The sequence below is a fragment of the Rhizobium sp. G21 genome, from assembly GCF_014158035.1.
In the GTDB taxonomy this organism is placed as follows: domain Bacteria; phylum Pseudomonadota; class Alphaproteobacteria; order Rhizobiales; family Rhizobiaceae; genus Rhizobium_E.
Genome location: NZ_JACFXW010000001.1, coordinates 157,171 through 173,832 on the forward strand (window position 1 = coordinate 157,171; position 16,662 = coordinate 173,832).

Annotated in this window: 14 protein-coding genes, 4 tRNA genes and 3 pseudogenes; 6 read left to right on the top strand and 15 right to left on the bottom strand. The window is 63.7% G+C overall.

The genetic code is table 11. The features are described from left to right. On the bottom strand, nucleotides 1–2,712 hold the full coding sequence (gene topA, locus H2O14_RS00880) for a type I DNA topoisomerase (RefSeq protein ID WP_182826131.1): 2,712 nt from the start codon (nucleotides 2,710–2,712) through the stop codon (nucleotides 1–3). A 306-nt stretch (nucleotides 2,713–3,018) separates the two neighbouring features. On the opposite strand from topA, the gene H2O14_RS00885 reads away from it, so the two are divergent. Then, the gene (locus H2O14_RS00885) at nucleotides 3,019–3,231 is read left to right on the top strand and encodes a hypothetical protein (RefSeq protein WP_312858531.1); all 213 of its coding nucleotides are present in this window, start codon (nucleotides 3,019–3,021) and stop codon (nucleotides 3,229–3,231) included. Here the strand turns inward: H2O14_RS00885 and dprA are convergent. The 11 genes and pseudogenes from dprA to H2O14_RS00940 all read right to left on the bottom strand — a co-directional run bounded on the left by dprA (nucleotide 3,189) and on the right by H2O14_RS00940 (nucleotide 10,579). Continuing rightward, the gene (gene dprA, locus H2O14_RS00890) at nucleotides 3,189–4,331 is read right to left on the bottom strand and encodes a DNA-processing protein DprA (protein ID WP_182826133.1); all 1,143 of its coding nucleotides are present in this window, start codon (nucleotides 4,329–4,331) and stop codon (nucleotides 3,189–3,191) included. The two genes, H2O14_RS00885 and dprA, sit on opposite strands and share 43 nt — an antisense overlap. Before the next feature lie 6 nt (nucleotides 4,332–4,337). Then, nucleotides 4,338–4,955 (bottom strand): glycerol-3-phosphate 1-O-acyltransferase PlsY, encoded by a 618-nt coding sequence (gene plsY, locus H2O14_RS00895; protein WP_182826135.1) that lies wholly within the window; start codon nucleotides 4,953–4,955, stop codon nucleotides 4,338–4,340. A gap of 141 nt (nucleotides 4,956–5,096) precedes the next feature. After that, nucleotides 5,097–6,382, bottom strand: a pseudogene (locus H2O14_RS00900) (dihydroorotase). Beyond that, nucleotides 6,379–7,296: an aspartate carbamoyltransferase catalytic subunit gene (locus H2O14_RS00905; RefSeq protein ID WP_182829237.1), complete on the bottom strand. Its 918-nt coding sequence runs from the start codon at nucleotides 7,294–7,296 to the stop codon at nucleotides 6,379–6,381. The pseudogene H2O14_RS00900 and the gene H2O14_RS00905 overlap by 4 nt, the downstream one beginning before the upstream one ends. Nucleotides 7,297–7,421: 125 nt before the next feature. After that, on the bottom strand, nucleotides 7,422–8,303 hold the full coding sequence (locus H2O14_RS00910; RefSeq protein WP_182826137.1) for a DMT family transporter: 882 nt from the start codon (nucleotides 8,301–8,303) through the stop codon (nucleotides 7,422–7,424). A 183-nt stretch (nucleotides 8,304–8,486) separates the two neighbouring features. After that, nucleotides 8,487–8,660, bottom strand: a complete 174-nt coding sequence (locus H2O14_RS00915) for a DUF1328 domain-containing protein (protein ID WP_182826139.1) — start codon at nucleotides 8,658–8,660, stop codon at nucleotides 8,487–8,489. 114 nt (nucleotides 8,661–8,774) lie between these two features. Then, nucleotides 8,775–8,851, bottom strand: a tRNA-Arg gene (locus H2O14_RS00920). 44 nt (nucleotides 8,852–8,895) lie between these two features. Beyond that, nucleotides 8,896–9,200 (bottom strand): annotated as a pseudogene (locus H2O14_RS00925) (ETC complex I subunit). A 113-nt stretch (nucleotides 9,201–9,313) separates the two neighbouring features. Next, nucleotides 9,314–9,390 (bottom strand) — tRNA-Pro (locus tag H2O14_RS00930). Nucleotides 9,391–9,523: 133 nt separating this feature from the next. After that, the gene (locus tag H2O14_RS00935) at nucleotides 9,524–9,952 is read right to left on the bottom strand and encodes a DUF192 domain-containing protein (protein ID WP_246697262.1); all 429 of its coding nucleotides are present in this window, start codon (nucleotides 9,950–9,952) and stop codon (nucleotides 9,524–9,526) included. Between the two features lie 48 nt (nucleotides 9,953–10,000). Next, nucleotides 10,001–10,579 (bottom strand): cold-shock protein, encoded by a 579-nt coding sequence (locus tag H2O14_RS00940; RefSeq protein ID WP_182826141.1) that lies wholly within the window; start codon nucleotides 10,577–10,579, stop codon nucleotides 10,001–10,003. Nucleotides 10,580–10,769: 190 nt separating this feature from the next. Here H2O14_RS00940 and gloA point away from each other — a divergent pair. The 3 genes and pseudogenes from gloA to H2O14_RS00955 all read left to right on the top strand — a co-directional run bounded on the left by gloA (nucleotide 10,770) and on the right by H2O14_RS00955 (nucleotide 14,038). Continuing rightward, nucleotides 10,770–11,209 (top strand): annotated as a pseudogene (gene gloA / locus H2O14_RS00945) (lactoylglutathione lyase). A gap of 450 nt (nucleotides 11,210–11,659) precedes the next feature. Continuing rightward, complete coding sequence (locus H2O14_RS00950) at nucleotides 11,660–12,700, top strand: D-Ala-D-Ala carboxypeptidase family metallohydrolase (protein ID WP_182826143.1); 1,041 nt, start codon at nucleotides 11,660–11,662, stop codon at nucleotides 12,698–12,700. A 129-nt stretch (nucleotides 12,701–12,829) separates the two neighbouring features. After that, nucleotides 12,830–14,038, top strand: a complete 1,209-nt coding sequence (locus tag H2O14_RS00955; protein ID WP_182826145.1) for a UbiH/UbiF family hydroxylase — start codon at nucleotides 12,830–12,832, stop codon at nucleotides 14,036–14,038. Here H2O14_RS00955 and H2O14_RS00960 read toward each other — a convergent pair. Continuing rightward, nucleotides 14,006–14,968 (bottom strand): AEC family transporter, encoded by a 963-nt coding sequence (locus H2O14_RS00960; protein ID WP_182826147.1) that lies wholly within the window; start codon nucleotides 14,966–14,968, stop codon nucleotides 14,006–14,008. The genes H2O14_RS00955 and H2O14_RS00960 overlap by 33 nt on opposite strands. Nucleotides 14,969–14,983: 15 nt before the next feature. Then, entirely contained in the window at nucleotides 14,984–15,733 is a 750-nt protein-coding gene (locus H2O14_RS00965) for a cytochrome c biogenesis CcdA family protein (protein ID WP_182826148.1), read from the bottom strand. 211 nt (nucleotides 15,734–15,944) lie between these two features. On the opposite strand from H2O14_RS00965, the gene H2O14_RS00970 reads away from it, so the two are divergent. After that, nucleotides 15,945–16,020, top strand: a tRNA-Lys gene (locus H2O14_RS00970). 20 nt (nucleotides 16,021–16,040) lie between these two features. Continuing rightward, a tRNA-Val gene (locus H2O14_RS00975) sits at nucleotides 16,041–16,116 on the top strand. Between the two features lie 126 nt (nucleotides 16,117–16,242). Here the strand turns inward: H2O14_RS00975 and H2O14_RS00980 are convergent. Next, on the bottom strand, nucleotides 16,243–16,515 hold the full coding sequence (locus H2O14_RS00980) for a hypothetical protein (protein WP_210275385.1): 273 nt from the start codon (nucleotides 16,513–16,515) through the stop codon (nucleotides 16,243–16,245). Nucleotides 16,516–16,662: the final 147 nt, after the last annotated feature.

A 16,662-nucleotide genomic window follows, 5' to 3' on the forward strand; every position in this document is an offset into this window, starting at 1 on the left:
TCAGCTCTCCTTCGATTTCGTCTTGGCAGCGGCCTTGGTCTTGGTCGCGCTGGTCTTGGCCGTCGCGGTCTTGGCGGCGGTCTTCGTCGTCTTGGCCTTCGTCGCCGCCTTCTTGGGCGCAGCGCCCTCGGCGTCCGCAGCAGCGGCCTTCTTCGCCGGCGCCTTCTTGGCGGCCGGCTTCTTACCAACGCCCGCCTTGGCCGCGCGTTCCGCGATCAGGACCAGAGCCTGTTCGATCGTGACGCTTTGCGGATCCGTGCCCTTGGGAATGGTGGCGTTGACCTTTTCCCAATTGACGTAAGGACCGTATTTGCCGTCGCGGACGGTGATCTTGCCGCCGTCGGGATGGTCGCCGAGCTCCTTGAGCGCGGCGGGCGCCGAGCGGCCGCGACCGGGACCCTTGGCGGCCTTGTCGGCGATCACTGAGACGGCGCGGTTGAGACCGATCGAGAAGACGTCCTCGACGCTTTCCAGATTGGCGTAGCCGCCGTCATGCAGCAGGAACGGTCCATAGCGGCCGATGCCGGCGGAGATCATCTTGCCGGTTTCGGGGTGTTGGCCGACATCGCGCGGCAGGTTGAGAAGCGCAAGCGCCTTTTCATGGTCCATGCTGTCGGGTGTCCAGCCCTTGGGCAGGCTGGCGCGCTTGGCCTCCTTGCCGTCGCCGCGCTGGACGTAAGGTCCGAAACGGCCCGAACGCAGCGAGATGTCCTCTCCGGTCATCGGATCGGCGCCGAAGGAGACGGGTTCGCTCGACACCGAGCCTTCGGCATCCGCGGAATCCGCCGACAATTGCCGGGTGAAATTGCAATCCGGATAGTTGGAGCAGCCGATGAAGGCGCCATAGCGGCCGAGCTTCAGCGACAGCTTGCCGGTGCCGCAGACCTGGCACACCCGCGGATCGCCGCCGTCTGCGCGGGCCGGAAACAGCAGCGGCGCCAGCGCCTCGTTCATCGCGTCGATGACGTCGGAGACGCGAAGCTCCTTGGTTTGCTCGATCTGGGAGAAGAACTCCTTCCAGAAATCGCGCAACACGTCCTTCCAGTTCAAATCGCCGGCGGAGATGCTGTCGAGCTTCTCCTCGAGCGAGGCGGTGAAATCATACTCCACATAGCGTGTGAAGAAATTTTCCAGGAAGGTAGTGACGATGCGGCCTTTGGCGTCCGGTACGAGCTTGCGCTTGTCGATCGCGACATAGCCGCGATCGCGCAGCGTCGCGAGGGTGGACGCATAGGTTGAGGGCCGGCCGATGCCGAGTTCTTCCATGCGCTTGATCAGCGTCGCTTCCGAATAGCGCGGCGGCGGCTCGGTGAAGTGCTGGCTGGCGTCGATCTTTTCCTTGGCGAGGCTTTCCTTGGCGCGGATATCCGGCAAGCGGCCGTCTTCCTCCTCGCCGGAATTGTCCTCGATCTCCTCGCGCTGATCGGTATAGGCGGCGATGAAGCCGTCGAACTTGATCACCGAACCGACGGCGCGAAGGCCGGCGACGCGTCCGGCGTTCTCCGCGATGATTTCGGCCGTGGTTCGCTCGATGTCGGCGCTCGCCATCTGGCTGGCGATGCCGCGCTTCCAGATCAGGTCATAGAGACGGAACTGGTCGGCGTCGAGGAACTTGCGCACGCTGTCCGGCGTGCGGGTGAAGTCGGTCGGGCGGATGGCTTCGTGGGCTTCCTGGGCGTTCTTGGCCTTGGTGGAATAGAGCCGCGCCTTATCCGGCACATAGCGGGCGCCGAATTGCTGGCCGATGGCGCTGCGGGCCGCGTCGATCGCTTCCGGCGCCATCTGCACGCCGTCGGTACGCATATAGGTGATGAGACCGGCGACTTCGCCGCCGATATCCATGCCTTCGTAGAGCTTCTGCGCCACCTGCATGGTGCGCGAGGCGGAGAAGCCAAGGCGGGAGGAGGCCGCCTGCTGCAGCGTCGAGGTGGTGAAGGGCGGCGAAGGATTGCGCTTGACGGGCTTGGCCTCGATGCTTTCGACGCGATAGGACGCGCCTTCCAGCATGGACTTCAGGTCTTTCGCCTGCACGCCGTCGCCGATGGAGCGGGGCTGAAGCTTCTTGCCGTCTGCCGAAACCAACCGGGCTTCGAACGTGTCGTTGCGGGGTGTCCGCAAGAGCGCCACGATGTTCCAGTATTCCTCGGCGACGAAGCGTTCGATCTCGGCTTCGCGGTCGCAGACCAGACGCAGCGCCACGGACTGCACGCGGCCTGCAGATTTCGCGCCGGGAAGCTTGCGCCACAGCACCGGCGAGAGGTTGAAGCCGACGAGGTAATCCAGCGCGCGGCGGGCGAGATAGGCGTCGACGAGCGGCGCGTCGATGTCGCGCGGATCGGCCATCGCGTCGAGCACGGCCTTCTTGGTGATGGCGTTGAACACCACGCGCTTGACCGGCTTGTCGCCGATGACCTTCTTCTTCTTCAGAATGTCGAGAACGTGCCAGGAAATCGCTTCGCCTTCGCGATCCGGGTCGGTTGCGAGAAACAGTCCGTCGGACTTCTTCACCGCGTCGGCGATTTCGTTCAGCCGTTTCTGCGAGGCGGCGTCGACTTCCCAGGACATCTCGAAGTCTTCGTCCGGACGGACCGATCCGTCCTTGGCCGGAAGGTCGCGCACATGGCCGAAAGAGGCGAGAACCTTGTAGTTCGAACCGAGATATTTGTTGATCGTCTTTGCCTTCGCAGGCGATTCCACCACCACTACATTCATTATCGACATTCCGCCTGACGGCTTCAGATTGTGGTTTTGTTGACCCTTTCGCCGCTTGCGAGAGGGAAATCTTGCTGGCTTGGCGTCCAGACTTCGCCGCGCTTATAGCCTTGCTACGCTGGGCAATGCAATCCATGGGCCAGACAAACCTTTCCGGATCGCCGTTGCAATCAATACAACGCGCCACAACCATAAAATGTTATGCAATTTGTTGCAATCTGAAATCAGTCGTCTATACTAACCTTAAGTCAGTACTGGCTCGTGAATCTATCACAGGTAGAGATTGGTTGTGCGATGGATAGACGATTGGAAGCAGGCTCCACGGCCGTGGCGACCTCCTGGGAGCGCATCTCCTATATCAAACAGATGCTGGCGGAACTGTCCCAGGTGGCGCGAGCCGAGCGCGCCGACCTTCTGGTCTATCTGATCGAGATGGCGTTTACCGAGGCAGGCGACCTGCTCGAGGCGCGGCCGCGTCAGGCCATATCGAGCGACACCAGGCCGCCGGGGTGGCGGTAGAGCCTGCCGGCCAGATCAAGCTCCAAGAGCACGAGATAGACGGTTTGCGCCGACGCGCCAGTGTGGCGAATGACGTCGTCTATCTCCACCGGGCTCGGCCCGAGCGCATCGATGATGCGCTGGCGGTCGCTGTCGGATGGCGGCGACAGATGCGCGCCGTCGCCCTCTCGCGGCGGTTCCTGCGCTTCGGGCGGCGAAAACAGGTCGCGCTCGGTGATCGGAGCCATCGCCCGTATCACATCCTCCGGTTCGGTGACGATCTGCGCGCCGTCCTTGATCAGGCCATTGGCGCCCTTGCAGCGCGGGTCGAGAGGCGATCCGGGGGCGGCGAAGACCAGCCGACCGAATTCGGCGGCGTAACGGGCTGTAATCAACGAGCCCGACCGTTCCGCCGCCTCCACCACCACCAGGCCGAGGCCGATGCCGGCAATCAGGCGGTTGCGCCGTGGAAAATCGCGGGCGCGCGGCTCCCAGCCGAACGGCATTTCGCTGACGGCCGCGCCGCCTCGCGCGACGATATCGCGCAGCAGATCGAGATTTTCGGGCGGATAGGGACGGTCGAGCCCGCCGGCGAGAATGGCGATCGTGCCGCTGTCGAGACTGGCGCGATGGGCGGCGGCGTCGATGCCGCGCGCGAGTCCGGAGACGGTGGCGTAACTGGCCCGGCCCAAATCCTTGGCGATCAGGCTCGCGAACTTGGCGCCCGCCACAGAGCAGTTGCGGGAGCCGACGACCCCGACGGCGACATTGCGCAAAATCTTGGGATCGCCTTCGACCGCGATCAGCGGCGGGGCCGCCTCGATCTGGCGAAGCGCCTGCGGATAATCCGGCTCGCCAATGCCGATGAAACGGGCGCCGCGTCGGGCCGCTTCGTTCAGTTCGGCTTCCGCTTCTTCGCGGCTGGCCACGCGGATCGGTCGGGTCGAGCCGCCGCGCGCCGACAGTTCCGGCAGCATGTCCAGCGCGGTTTCGGCGGAGCCGAAATGGTTGATGAGATCGCGGAAGGTCGCAGGGCCGACATTGTCGGACCGGATCAGCCTCAGCCAGGCGATCCTTTGTCGGTCGGAGAGCGCTATTCCCTTGGCGCTCCCCTGGGACATGGAGCCTTACCCCTTCTTGCCGATCTTACTTTCCGTGCCCGACAGCAGCCGGGAAATATTGGCGTGATGCTTGGCGTAGGCGATGACCGTCATCACGGCCGCGACAGCGGCGATCTTCGGATCTCCGGTCAGATATTGCACCACCGGCACAACCAGCATTGCAACCAGAGCGGATAGAGAAGAGTAGCGTGTGATGGCCGCCGTTGCAATCCAGACCAGCAGAAAAAGCAGACCCATCCGCCAGTTGAGGCCGAACATCACGCCGATATAGGTCGCCACGCCCTTGCCGCCCTTGAAGCCCAGCCAGACCGGGAAGATATGGCCGATAAAGGCCGCAAAACCGGCGATCACGCCCGCTTCGACACCGAGGAAGGCGTAGGCGAGGGCCGCCGGAACCGTGCCCTTGACCGCATCCAGCAGCAGCGTAGCGGCCGCCAGCTTCTTGTTGCCGGTGCGCAGCACATTGGTCGCGCCGATATTGCCCGAACCGATCGAACGGACATCGCCGAGGCCGGCGAGCCGGGTCAGGATCAGGCCGAACGGCACCGAGCCCGAGAGATAGCCGAGAATGAGGGCGATGAGCGCGGGCATGGCCGCGATGTTCCAGGTGGTGAGCGAATCCATGCGATCCCCCTCTAGTAGATGGTCTATGCGCCGGTATCTAGCGCGAAATCCCGCTGGCGCATAGGCGCGGAGCGCCGACTGCGCCGCGATCAGCTGGCAAAAACTATGATATCGGGCGAGCCCGCAGGCCCGCCGTGGTCGTTACGGGCCGAACACCTGCTTGCCGCCCACATAAGTCGCCACCGCCCGGCCCGAGAAGCGGGCGTTTTCGAACGGCGTGTTCTTGGAGCGGGAGATTAGGTCTTCCTTGATGCAGAGCCAGGGCTCGTCGAGATCGATCAGGGTGACATCCGCGGGCGCGCCCGGCTTCAGCGTGCCGCCCGGCAGGCCGAAAATCTCAGCCGGACGGGTGGACAGCGCGTCGATCAGACGTTTCAGCGACACGGAGCCATCATGATGCAGCCGGAGCGCCGCCGAGAGCAGCGTTTCCAGGCCGATGGCGCCATCGGCGGCCTCGGCGAAGGGCAGGCGCTTGGTGTCGACGTCCTGCGGATCATGCGAGGAGACGATGATGTCGATATCGCCGCGCGCCAGGGCTTCGACCATGCCGACGCGATCGTCCTCGGAGCGGAGCGGCGGATAGAGCTTGAAGAAGCTTCGATATTCGCCGATGTCGTTTTCATTCAGCGCCAGATTGTTGATCGACACGGCGCAGGTGGCGCGGGCGCCGCGCTCGCGAGCGAGTTTGACGGCGTCCACGGAGCCGGGAACCGACAGTTGCGCGGCGTGATAGCGGCCGCGGGTGAGGGCGGCGACGCGGAGATCGCGTTCGAGCGGGATGATCTCGGCCTCGCGCGGAATGCCTGACAGGCCCAGCCAGCTTGCGAGCAAGCCTTCATTCATCACGCCTTCGGAGCCGAGATATTTGTCGCGGGCTTCGAGCGCGATCACCGCGTCGAAATCCCGGGCATAAGTGAGCGCCCGGCGCAGCACCTGGGTGTTGTGCAGCGACTTGCGGCCATTGGTGAAGGCAACCGCGCCCGCCTCTTTCAGCAGGCCGACCTCGGTCATCTCGTCGCCGGTCAGGCCCTTGGTCAGCGCGGCGGCCGGATAGACGCGCACGGGCGAGGCGTCGCGCGCCATCTTGCGCACAAATTCGACCAGCGCGATGTCGTCGATCACCGGATCGGTGTCCGGCATCATGATGAAGGAGGTGACGCCCCCGGCTGCGGCGGCGCGGCCGGCCGAGGCGATGGTCTCGCGGTGCTCGCCGCCGGGCTCGCCGGTGAAGACGCGCGCGTCGATGAGGCCCGGCGTCGCGACGAGGCCTTGGCAATTGCGGATGACCGCGCCTTCGGGCGCGCCCTGGTTCAGCGCGTCCTCGCCGGCGGCGGCGATGACGCCGTCCCGAATGATGATGGCGCCGACTTCGTCCATGTCGCGGGAGGGTCGATGATGCGGACCCGATCGAGAACCGTCACGCTCATGCGCGTTCTCCCAAATTCTGGCTGATCAGCAGCGCTTCCATCACCGCCATGCGCACCGCCACGCCCATTTCCACCTGTTCGCCGATCACGCTTTGCGGACCATCGGCGATCTCGGAGGCGATTTCGACGCCGCGGTTCATCGGGCCCGGATGCATGACCAGCGCATCCTCCTTGGCGGCCTTCAGCTTTTCGGCGTCGAGGCCGTAATGGTGGAAATATTCGCGCACCGAGGGCACGAAGGAGCCGGCCATGCGCTCGCGCTGGAGTCTCAGCATCATCACCACATCGGCGTCTTTCAGCCCTTCCTTCATGTCGTGGAAGACTTCGCAGCCCATATCGGCGATGCCGGAGGGCAAAAGCGTCGAGGGCGCGACGACGCGCACGCGCGCGCCCATGGCGTTGAGCAGCAGGATATTGGAGCGCGCCACGCGCGAATGCAGCACGTCGCCGCAGATGGCGACGATGATGCGCGACAGCTTGCCCTTGGCGCGGCGGATGGTCAGCGCGTCGAGCAGCGCCTGGGTGGGATGTTCATGCTGGCCGTCGCCGGCGTTGACGACGGAGCAGGAGACTTTCTGCGCCAGAAGCGCGGCGGCGCCGGCGGCGGAATGGCGGATCACCAGCACGTCGGGGCGCATGGCGTTCAGCGTCATCGCCGTGTCGATCAGCGTTTCGCCCTTCTTCACCGAGGAATTGCCGACCGACATGTTCATCACGTCGGCGCCCAGCCGCTTGCCCGCGAGCTCGAAACTGCTCTGGGTGCGGGTGGAGGCTTCGAAGAACAGATTGATCTGGGTGAGGCCTCGAAGCGTCGAGGTCTTCTTTTCCCGCTGCCGGGAAATCTTGACGGCCTCGTCGGCCTTGTCGAGCAGAAATCCGATATCGAGCTCGTTCAATCCCTTGATGCCGAGCAGATGGCGGTGCGGAAAAAGACCATGCGGCGCGTCCTTCCTGAATTTTCACGGTCTATAGGGGGCGACCGCATCAGGAGCAAGGCGGGAAGGGCGGAAAAAGCGGCCCGTCCCCAGCCCGAGTCGGGTTATTTCAGCACGAGCAGGCCGGAGACGATAATGATGGCGGCGCCGGCGATCGTGTAGCCGTCGATGCCGGTGTTGAACAGGAGATAGCTGATCAGCGTGCCCCAGACGATCTGGCTATATTGGGTGGGCGCCACCAGCGAGGGCTCGCCCAGCCGGAAGGCGCGCACAAGGAACATGCTGCCGCCGACGATCGCCGCGCCGCCGGCAAAGAAGGTGGCGGCGGCGGGCAGGGTCAGCGGCTTCCATTCGCCGGAATAAGCGAGATAGGCTGTGGCCCCGATGGCCAGCAGCAGCGCCGGCGCAAAGGCCAGCGCGATGTTCGATTCGTCCGGATGCGCCTTCTTGACCATGACCAGCGTGATCGAGAACAGAAAGGACGAACCGATCGCCGCGAGATGGCCCGGCATGAAGCCGCCTGCGCCCGGCCTGAGCGCCACGATGACGCCGATAAAGCCGAGCACCACGCCCGCCCAGGCCAGGGCCGTCAGTCGCTCCTTGAAGACGAGGAATGACATCACCGCCACGAAAATCGGCGACATGAATGCGATCACATAGGCTTCCGGCATGGGAATGGTGGCGAAGGCGTAATAGATCATCGCCGTTTCGATCGCCAAGAGCAGCGCGCGCAGGTAGGTGAAGCCCGGCTGGCGCGGAATGACGCTCTTCGCCCGTCCGCTCATGGCTGCGATGGCGAGCAGGATGACGCCGGCGGAAATTTCCAGCATCAGCGTAACCTGCGCCAAGGCGTAAGCGCCGCTCTGAAGCTTTACCGTGGCGTCGGCCAGGGTGAAGGTGGCGTAGGACGCCAGCCCGATCAGGGCGGCCTTCAGCTTGACGGCGGCGACGGTCGGCATGGCGGGCTTGGCGGCGAGGTCGGACATGGATTCTCGGGAGGCTCTCAGGGCGGGCGTAACGGAGGTCGCGATCCGGTCCCTGCTCGCGCCGGCTCACCGTGATTCTCCTCCTCATGTACCTGACGGTACGGTCGTTTACGCCCGTCCACAACGAGAAAAGCAGGCCCGAAGGCCTGCTCGACGATTCTCAGGACGACCGTGTCCTTGCGGCTACAGCACGAAACTGCCGGCCATGAAGGCGAGGACCACGAAGACCAGGAAAACGATCAGCGCCAGGACGAACAGCACCTTGGCGATGCCTGCCGTCGCGGCCGAGACGCCGGAAAAGCCGAGAAAGCCCGAGACGATCGAAATCAAAAGAAAAATAAGCGCCCATTTCAGCATGAAGAACCTCCGTCATGTTTCGCAAACCGAACGTCCGGAAGCCGGAATTGTTCCGTTGAGAACGCCGTGCGGCGCAAGATCCGGCTGGGATGCGATATCAGGAGTCCGGAAAAATGGCGATCCCTGCAGGGCTCGAACCTGCGACAACCTGCTTAGAAGGCAGGTGCTCTATCCAGCTGAGCTAAGGGACCGCTCAAGGCCCCGGGGACCGGGGCCGTGACGCGAGCGCGGACGATCAGTGCGTCCAGGGCTGGGTGCGCGTATAGCGAAAATTATCGGTGTAGGAAACAGCCTTGCGGGTGGCGTCCTTGGGCTGGATCACGCGATAGGCGATGTCATGGCGCTTGGCGTAGGCTTCGGCGAGTTCCTGGGTCTCGAAGGTCAGCTTGACCTGCTGCTTCATGTCGCCCGAGCCGGTGTAGCCGAACAGGGGTCGATGACCTTGGGCTTTTCCATCTCATGCTCCAGCACCCAGAGATGGGTCTTTGCCTTGCCGGACTGCATGGCGGTCTTGGCGGGACGGTAGATCTTGGCCGTCATAATCTCGGACACCTCATCAAGCATCAAAAGCGGTCGTCGGTCGGCTGTTCGCCGCAACTCCGGCAATCTGCCACAAAATCCTGAAAAGGAAAACAATGCGTGGCGTTTCAGACTGGTCGGAGTGGAGAGATTCGAACTCCCGACCCTCTGGTCCCAAACCAGATGCGCTACCAGGCTGCGCTACACTCCGATCGTCTGAATGCGCTCCGATTACACGCTTGGCCGGGTCGCCGCAACTGCAAAATCTCTGAAAAACGCTTGGATGTTCAAGAGTGTGTTTGTAACCGGCGTAGTCGCCGGTTTTGTAATCATCGACCTAGCGGTCAGGGCGGGGCGGGTTTGGCGATCGCAGGGCTCGCCACCGTATCGCCCACGGCTATCCCGAGCTTTGCCGCCAGCCCGCCGTTGATTTCGAGCACGAATCTCACTGGCGCATGCGAATCGATGATGTCGTCGGACAGCGGCGTCGTCTCGGCGCGGATGTGTCTGACGACGCCGGACGCGTCGATGAACAGCATATCGAGCGGGATATAGGTGTTGCGCATCCACATATAGACGGGGCGGGTCTCGCCGAAATCGAACAGCATGCCGCGGTCTGCCGCCATGCTCCTGCGGTCCATCAGGCCGACGCGGCGCTCATCCTCGGCAGCGGCGACTTCCACGGTGAAGGTCGCAGCGCCGCCGGAGGCTTTCGTGATGGTCAGCGTCTCGCGATTCGGCAGTTCGGCGGCGACGCTGAGAATTGGCGACAAAAAAGCGCCAGGACGGCGCTTTTCAGGAGGGGTCTGCGAGCGATCACGTCAATGCGCCCGATTGACGGGGCTGGCGACATCCGGGTGGATCTCGGCGGCCATCAGGCCCTTGTCGCCGTCGCCGAAGCGCACCAGCACGGTCTGTCCCGGACGAAGCTCGGTGATGCCGTAGCGGCGCAGCGTTTCCATATGCACGAAAATGTCCTCGGTGCCTTCGCCGCGGGTCAGGAAGCCGAAGCCCTTGGTGCGGTTGAACCACTTGACGAGGACGCGCTCGAGCCCGCTCGACGGCGTCACCTGCACATGGGTGCGCACCGGCGGCAATTGCGACGGATGCACCGCGGTGGACGTGTCCATCGACAGGATCCGGAAGGCCTGGTAGCCGCGGTCGCGTCGCTGGATCAGCGCCACCACGCGGGTGCCTTCGAGGATCGTCTGATAGCCGTCCCGCCTGAGGCAGGTCACATGCAGGAGAACGTCGCCCGAGCCGTTGTCCGGAACGATGAAGCCGAATCCCTTGGCGACGTCGAACCATTTGATCACCCCCGTGATCTCGATGAGATCGACGGGATCCGAGGCCATCTCCTCAAATATGGAGATATTCTTGGAAGAAATCCTATCCGCCATCCTGCCTTGCCCCTCTACGCGCCACATGCTCGGTTAACTGATTCTTCATCTCGAAGATTAACATCCCGAAATGATACATATGCAAGTCCTGGGTGTTGCATTCCCGGACCTTTTCCTGCCAGAAATGCCTTGCCTCAAGCTGGCTTTGTGGCCAGAACTGGAGCCGATTGTTCGCTTATGAGGAATTCCAATGCGTTATCTTCACACCATGGTTCGCGTCAAAGATCTCGACGCATCTCTCGATTTCTATTGCGGCAAGTTCGGCCTCAAGGAGGTCCGCCGCATGGACAACGAGGCCGGCCGCTACACGCTCGTCTTCCTGGCGGCGTCCGAGGATGTCGAGGCCGGTCAGGCCGCATCCGCGCCGCTGGTGGAGCTCACCTATAACTGGGACACGGAAGACTATACCGGCGGCCGCACTTCGGTCACCTCGCTTACGAGGTGGACGACATCTATGCGCTCTGCGCCTCGCTGCAGGAAAAGGGCGTGGTGATCAATCGTCCGCCGCGCGACGGCCGGATGGCCTTCGTCCGCTCGCCCGACGGGATCTCGATCGAGATTCTGCAGAAAGGCGGGGCGCTCGCGCCGGCCGAACCCTGGCTCTCCATGCCCAATACCGGCGCCTGGTAACTCTTTCTTCACCAAGCCAGCCTATCCACACAGGGCCCGCTCGCGGAGCAAATGCGCCGGAACGCTGTTCTGGCGCAAGTTTCGCGAGGCATAACGAGATCGGCGCGGCGCCCTTTGACCGGGTTCGCTGCGCGATCACGCGGATGTGACGGCAGTTTACAATGCGCGAGGAGTGCTTTAACTCTGGCGCGACAACGAGGACAGGCCTGGCGGGGATGGATAGTTGCGATTGAACCGGATCATGTCGTTCGTACCGAGGCCATCCATCCGGCTCGCCCTTCTGCTCGCATCCGTCGCCTGCATCAGTTCCTGCATGGCTTCGCCCGGCGCGGAACTCGCCTCGATCCAGACCAATGAAGCGCCCCGCGCCTCGGCCGGCCGTCAGGTCGTCGCGACGACCCGGACGACGCCTCGAAGATCGCCAGCCAGGCCTATGCCGATATCCAGTCGATGAGCGCCCGCGACGCCTCCGTGGTGCCTGACGCCTGGAGCGCCGAGGAAAGCAACGGCGAGCCCGCGGCGCCCATGGTGGCTGCGGCGCAGAACAGTATCTTCGCCACCGGCGCCGCAAGGCCGCAGACCGGGCAACCGGCCGGCGTCAACGCCGCCCAGAACAGTATCTATGCCGGCGCGGCCGCGCAATCGCGCGACATGGGCGCGATCCCGCTTCCGAACGCCGATCTCGCCAGCGAGGCGCAGGATCTCGCGCTCGCCGGCTTGCCGATTCCGGAAGAACTCGCCAGCGCCGATCCGGCGGCCGCGCAAAGTCAGCAGGCTCAGGCGATGCCCTCCTATCAGACGGCGCTCGCCAACACCGAGGCCGAGCCGGCGGCCAAGCCCGCGCCGCGCAGCCGGCGGGTGAAATCTCTCGCCGACTTCTTCCGCTCGTCGATCGACGACGACAAGGAGCGCAAGACGGCGTCCTTCAACCGTTCGCGCTTCGGCGAATCGCCGCGCCAGATCAGCACGGCGTCCATTCCGAATATGCGCACCGCAAGCGCGGCGGAGACGGATCTGCCCGGTGTCAACGCCATGATGCCGACCGGCCGCGCGCCCGATATGGGCGACGAGGACGACCGGCCCGCGGGCCTGATGAAGCTCGCCTCGCTTTCGGGCATGGCGCGTCTCGGTCCGAACGGATTGTGGACGCAGACCGACGAAGTGCAGGTGTCCTGTCTCCGCCCGCAGCTGGTCAGCATGCTGAAGATGGTCGAGAAGCGCTACAACAAGCCGGTTGTCGTGACCTCGGGTTTCCGCGATCCCCGGCACAACCGCGTCGCCGGCGGCGCGCGGCATTCGCTGCACACGCTTTGCGCGGCCGCCGATATTCAGGTGGAAGGCGTCTCCAAATGGGAGCTCGCCGATTTCCTGCGCTCGATCCCCGGCCGCGGCGGCATCGGCACCTACTGCCATACCCAGTCGGTGCATGTGGATATCGGTAGCCAGCGGGACTGGAACTGGCGCTGTCGGCGCAGCTCCCGCCGGAGCTGATGATCGCTCTGGAATTCGACCGCCACCGCGCATGCGCCAATTCGGCCCATGGATTTCGGGATGGCGAAGCCCTATGTCCTTGAGGAGGCGGCGCGAGCCGTGCGAGACCGCAGGATAAGGAACAGCGTGATGAGCCAATTCGACATCGCCGTCATCGGCGGCGGCCTGGCGGGATCGATCGCCGCGATCGCTTTTGCCGGGCAGGGCTTCACCGTGGCGATGATCGCGCCGCAAGGCGGCGGCGACCGGAGAACCACGGCGCTGATGGACGATTCCATCCGCTTCATCGACCGGCTCGGCCTGTGGGACGGTATCCGGCCGCATGCGGCGGCGCTGGCCACCATGCGTATCATCGACGGCACCAACAGGCTGCTTCGCGCCCCCGTCGCCTCCTTCCGCGCGAGCGAAATCGGGCTCGACGCCTTCGGCTACAATATTCCCAATGCGCCCTTCCTCGATATTCTCGCCGAACGTATCGCCGCGACGTCGGCGATCACGCTGAAATCCACGACGGTCGAGGCTTTCGATCTCCAGGGCGACGTCGTGCGGTTGACGCTGGCCGATGGCGAGACGATCGAGGCGCAGCTCGCCGTCGGCGCCGACGGCAAGCAGTCGCCGACGCGGCATGCCGCCGGCATCGGCGTCAAGACCACCTCCTATCCGCAGACGGCGCTGGTGGTGAACTTTTCCCATGATCTGCCGCATCAGAACATCTCCACCGAATTCCACACCGAGACCGGGCCCTTCACCGCCGTGCCGCTCGGCGATCTCAGGTCCAGCCTGGTCTGGGTCGTCAGGCCCGAACAGGCGACTGATTTGCTCGACATGACCGAAGAGGCGCTCAATCGGCGGATCGAGGAGAAGATGCAGTCGCTGCTCGGCAAGATCCGCATCGAGGGCATGCTTCAGGCCTGGCCGCTCTCGGCGATGACCGCCGAGCGGTTCGGCAGTCGCGCCGTGGTTCTCGCGGGCGAGGCCGGGCACGCTTTCCCGCCGATCGGCGCGCAAGGGCTCAATCTGTCGCTGCGCGACATCCGCGACGCCGTCGATCTTTCGGTGAAGGCGCGCGACGCCGGCCGGTCGCTTTCGATCGGCGAGGCCTATGATCGGGCGCGGCGCTTCGACGTGGTCAGCCGCACCGCGGGCGTCGATCTTCTGAACCGCTCGCTGCTTTCGAATGTGTTGCCGGTGCAGATGCTGCGCGCCGCGGGCATTCATCTTCTCGCCAGTCTGCCGCCGCTCCGCCTCTTCATGATGAATGAGGGCGTGTCGCCGGGCCGCGCCTTCAAGCGCCTGCCGGAATTGCTACGGGAAAAGGTCGGGCGGCAACGCGCCTGACTTGAACAAATAGAGCGCGGCCGATACGCTCAGCACCGAGATCACCGTGGTGATCAGCACAGCCGCCGAGGCGCGCTCCTGCCAGATCCCGTATTGTTGAGCGATGACGAAGACATTGGTCGCGGTCGGCAATGCGGCGAGCAGAACCGCGGTCTCCACCCAGATCGCCGGGTAATCGCCAGTCGCGCTCATCGCCAGATACATCAGCGCCGGCAGCAGGGCGAGCTTCAGGGGCGCCAGCGCATAGATCTCCTGCGGCACGCGTTTCAGCGGCCTGAGCGCCAGCGTCACGCCCATGGCGAACAGCGCGCAAGGGGCGGCGGCCAGCGCCAGATTGTCGATCATCGTCTGCAGCATTGTCGGCGCGGAGAAGCCGGTCGCGGCGGCGGCGAAGCCGGCGGCGGTGGCGATGATGAAGGGGTGCGTGACGATCTTGCGGCCGACATCTTTGGCCAGCACGAGGGCCGGGCGCTTCTCCTGGCCGTCGAAGGCCATCAGCGCCGGCGCCGCGATGAAATGCGCCATATTCTCGAAGGCGAAGATCAGCGCCAGCGGCAACGCCGCCTGTTCGCCGAATGCGGCCAGCGCCAGGCCGGGGCCGAGATAGCCGATATTGCCATAGGCGGCGGCGAGCGCCTGCACGGTCGATTCCCCCACCGGGCTCTTGCGCAATCCGCGCGCAAACAAAAAGGCCATCAGGAACACCGTGTAAGTCGCGGCGAGGCTGGTGAGGATGAAATCGAAGCGGGTGAGCTCGGCGATCGGGGTGCGGCCGATGATCTTGAAGAACAGCGCCGGGAGCGCGATGTAGACGATGAAGAAATTCAGCCAGCCCAGCGCCGCCGCATCGAGTTTTCTCACCCGTCCCGAGATGTAACCGAGCAGGATGAGGCCGAAAAACGGAATGACGAGGGCGGAAATTTCGGCCATGCGGAACGCCCTGTCTCAGCCGATCCGCGACAGGATCGGGAAGGTCTGCTGGAACCAGATCGCCACGTCGCCGATATAGCCGAAAATGAAGGCGAGGCCGGTGAGCACGAGAAGCGCGCCGAGCGCCTTCTCGACCAGGCCGAGATGGCGGCGGAAGCGGGTGAGGAAGGCGAGGAACGCGCCGGAAAAGCCCGCCGCCAGCCAGAAGGGCAGAGCGAGCCCCAGCGAATAGACCGACAGCAGGGCCGCCCCTTGCCCGACCGTGTCGCTCGCCGCCGCAACGCCGAGAATGGCGCCGAGAATCGGGCCGATGCAGGGCGTCCAGCCGAAGGCGAAAGCCAGGCCCATGACATAGGCGCCGGTCCAGGTGGCCGGCCGCCCGCCCGACTGGAAGCGCGCCTCGCGCGAGAAGAAGGGGATGCGCACCAGTCCGAGGAAATTCAACCCCATCAGGATGATCAACAGCCCGCCGACCTGGGCGAGAATGTCGATATGCTGGCGCAGCGCCATGCCGATGGTGCTGGCGCTCGCGCCGAGCGCGATGAAGACGGTGGAAAAGCCCAGCGTGAAGAAGACGGAGGCGATCATCACCGAGCGCCGCGGCCGACGGTCTCCGGCGGCGTCGGTCTGGTTGGCGAATTCCTCGATCGACACGCCGGCCATATAGCAGAGATAGGGCGGAACCAGCGGCAGCACGCAGGGCGACAGGAAGGACAGGGCGCCGGCGATCAGCGCGCTCAGATAGGAAATATCGGCGCCAGCCAAGGCGGCCTCCTTGCCCAGAAGATATCGGCCGACTTAATCGGTCGCGTTTATTCGCGCTGTTTAGCCGAGCCTTTCTGCGCGCGCCAGTCACCATTTGTTGACGACGGTACGCTTCTCAAAAAATCTTCGCCGAACGGGTTGACCGGCCCGGCGGCTTTACTTATGACACGCCCACTTCCAGGGGACGGCGCTTCGCCGGTTTCGCGATTGGGAGAGCGTAGCTCAGCCGGTAGAGCAACTGACTTTTAATCAGTAGGTCATGGGTTCGAATCCCATCGCTCTCACCACCTTCGCGACCACCTTGCGGGGGCGATTAGCTCAGTTGGTAGAGCGCTTCGTTTACACCGAAGATGTCGGGAGTTCGAGTCTCTCATCGCCCACCATTTATTTTTAATGAAATCAAGCGCTTAGGTCTCTTCTCTGGGTGAAATGTGACACAGGTTTGTGACGTCGATTTGTGTCACAGTCCAAAGGCGGCTTCACCGCGCCCGAGCCACGCCGGGGAAGCCTCAAAAGTAGAGCGGCTTGTTCCTGCCGAAGCGCGCTTTGCAGCAATTAATAGTTCGGGACGGTTTGTCCTTCGCCGGGTCGGTGACGGGCTTGTCCATCTCGTCGAAGTAGCGGTCGCCTGTATAAAGACACATACCGTCCTTTCGGAACGAATAGTCGAACTGTGCGACGAGCGGCGTCCTTTGCGTGTCGATGATCCGGCCGTCATCCATTTTGATGAAGCGCTGTTCGGGCCCACGCTGTAACCGGCAAAGCGGCGATATGGCGCTCAACAATATTTTATTCAGTTTCCTTAATGAAAATATGAAGGCTTCCCGTATTTTCGAGAAATTATTGATGAAAATGTGCGAGTTCTACAATTAAAAATCCAATGCTGATATCAGTATGCGAGAAATGCTATTAATAATAGACGGAATATT

Coding starts and splice junctions, on each gene's coding strand:
- topA (WP_182826131.1), bottom strand. CDS start 2,712: ATGAATGTAGTGGTGGTGGAATCGCCTGCGAAGGCAAAGACGATCAAC.
- dprA (WP_182826133.1), bottom strand. CDS start 4,331: ATGTCCCAGGGGAGCGCCAAGGGAATAGCGCTCTCCGACCGACAAAGG.
- plsY (WP_182826135.1), bottom strand. CDS start 4,955: ATGGATTCGCTCACCACCTGGAACATCGCGGCCATGCCCGCGCTCATC.
- H2O14_RS00910 (WP_182826137.1), bottom strand. CDS start 8,303: ATGTCCGACCTCGCCGCCAAGCCCGCCATGCCGACCGTCGCCGCCGTC.
- H2O14_RS00915 (WP_182826139.1), bottom strand. CDS start 8,660: ATGCTGAAATGGGCGCTTATTTTTCTTTTGATTTCGATCGTCTCGGGC.
- H2O14_RS00940 (WP_182826141.1), bottom strand. CDS start 10,579: ATGGCGGATAGGATTTCTTCCAAGAATATCTCCATATTTGAGGAGATG.
- H2O14_RS00950 (WP_182826143.1), top strand. CDS start 11,660: ATGAGCGCCCGCGACGCCTCCGTGGTGCCTGACGCCTGGAGCGCCGAG.
- H2O14_RS00955 (WP_182826145.1), top strand. CDS start 12,830: ATGAGCCAATTCGACATCGCCGTCATCGGCGGCGGCCTGGCGGGATCG.
- H2O14_RS00960 (WP_182826147.1), bottom strand. CDS start 14,968: ATGGCCGAAATTTCCGCCCTCGTCATTCCGTTTTTCGGCCTCATCCTG.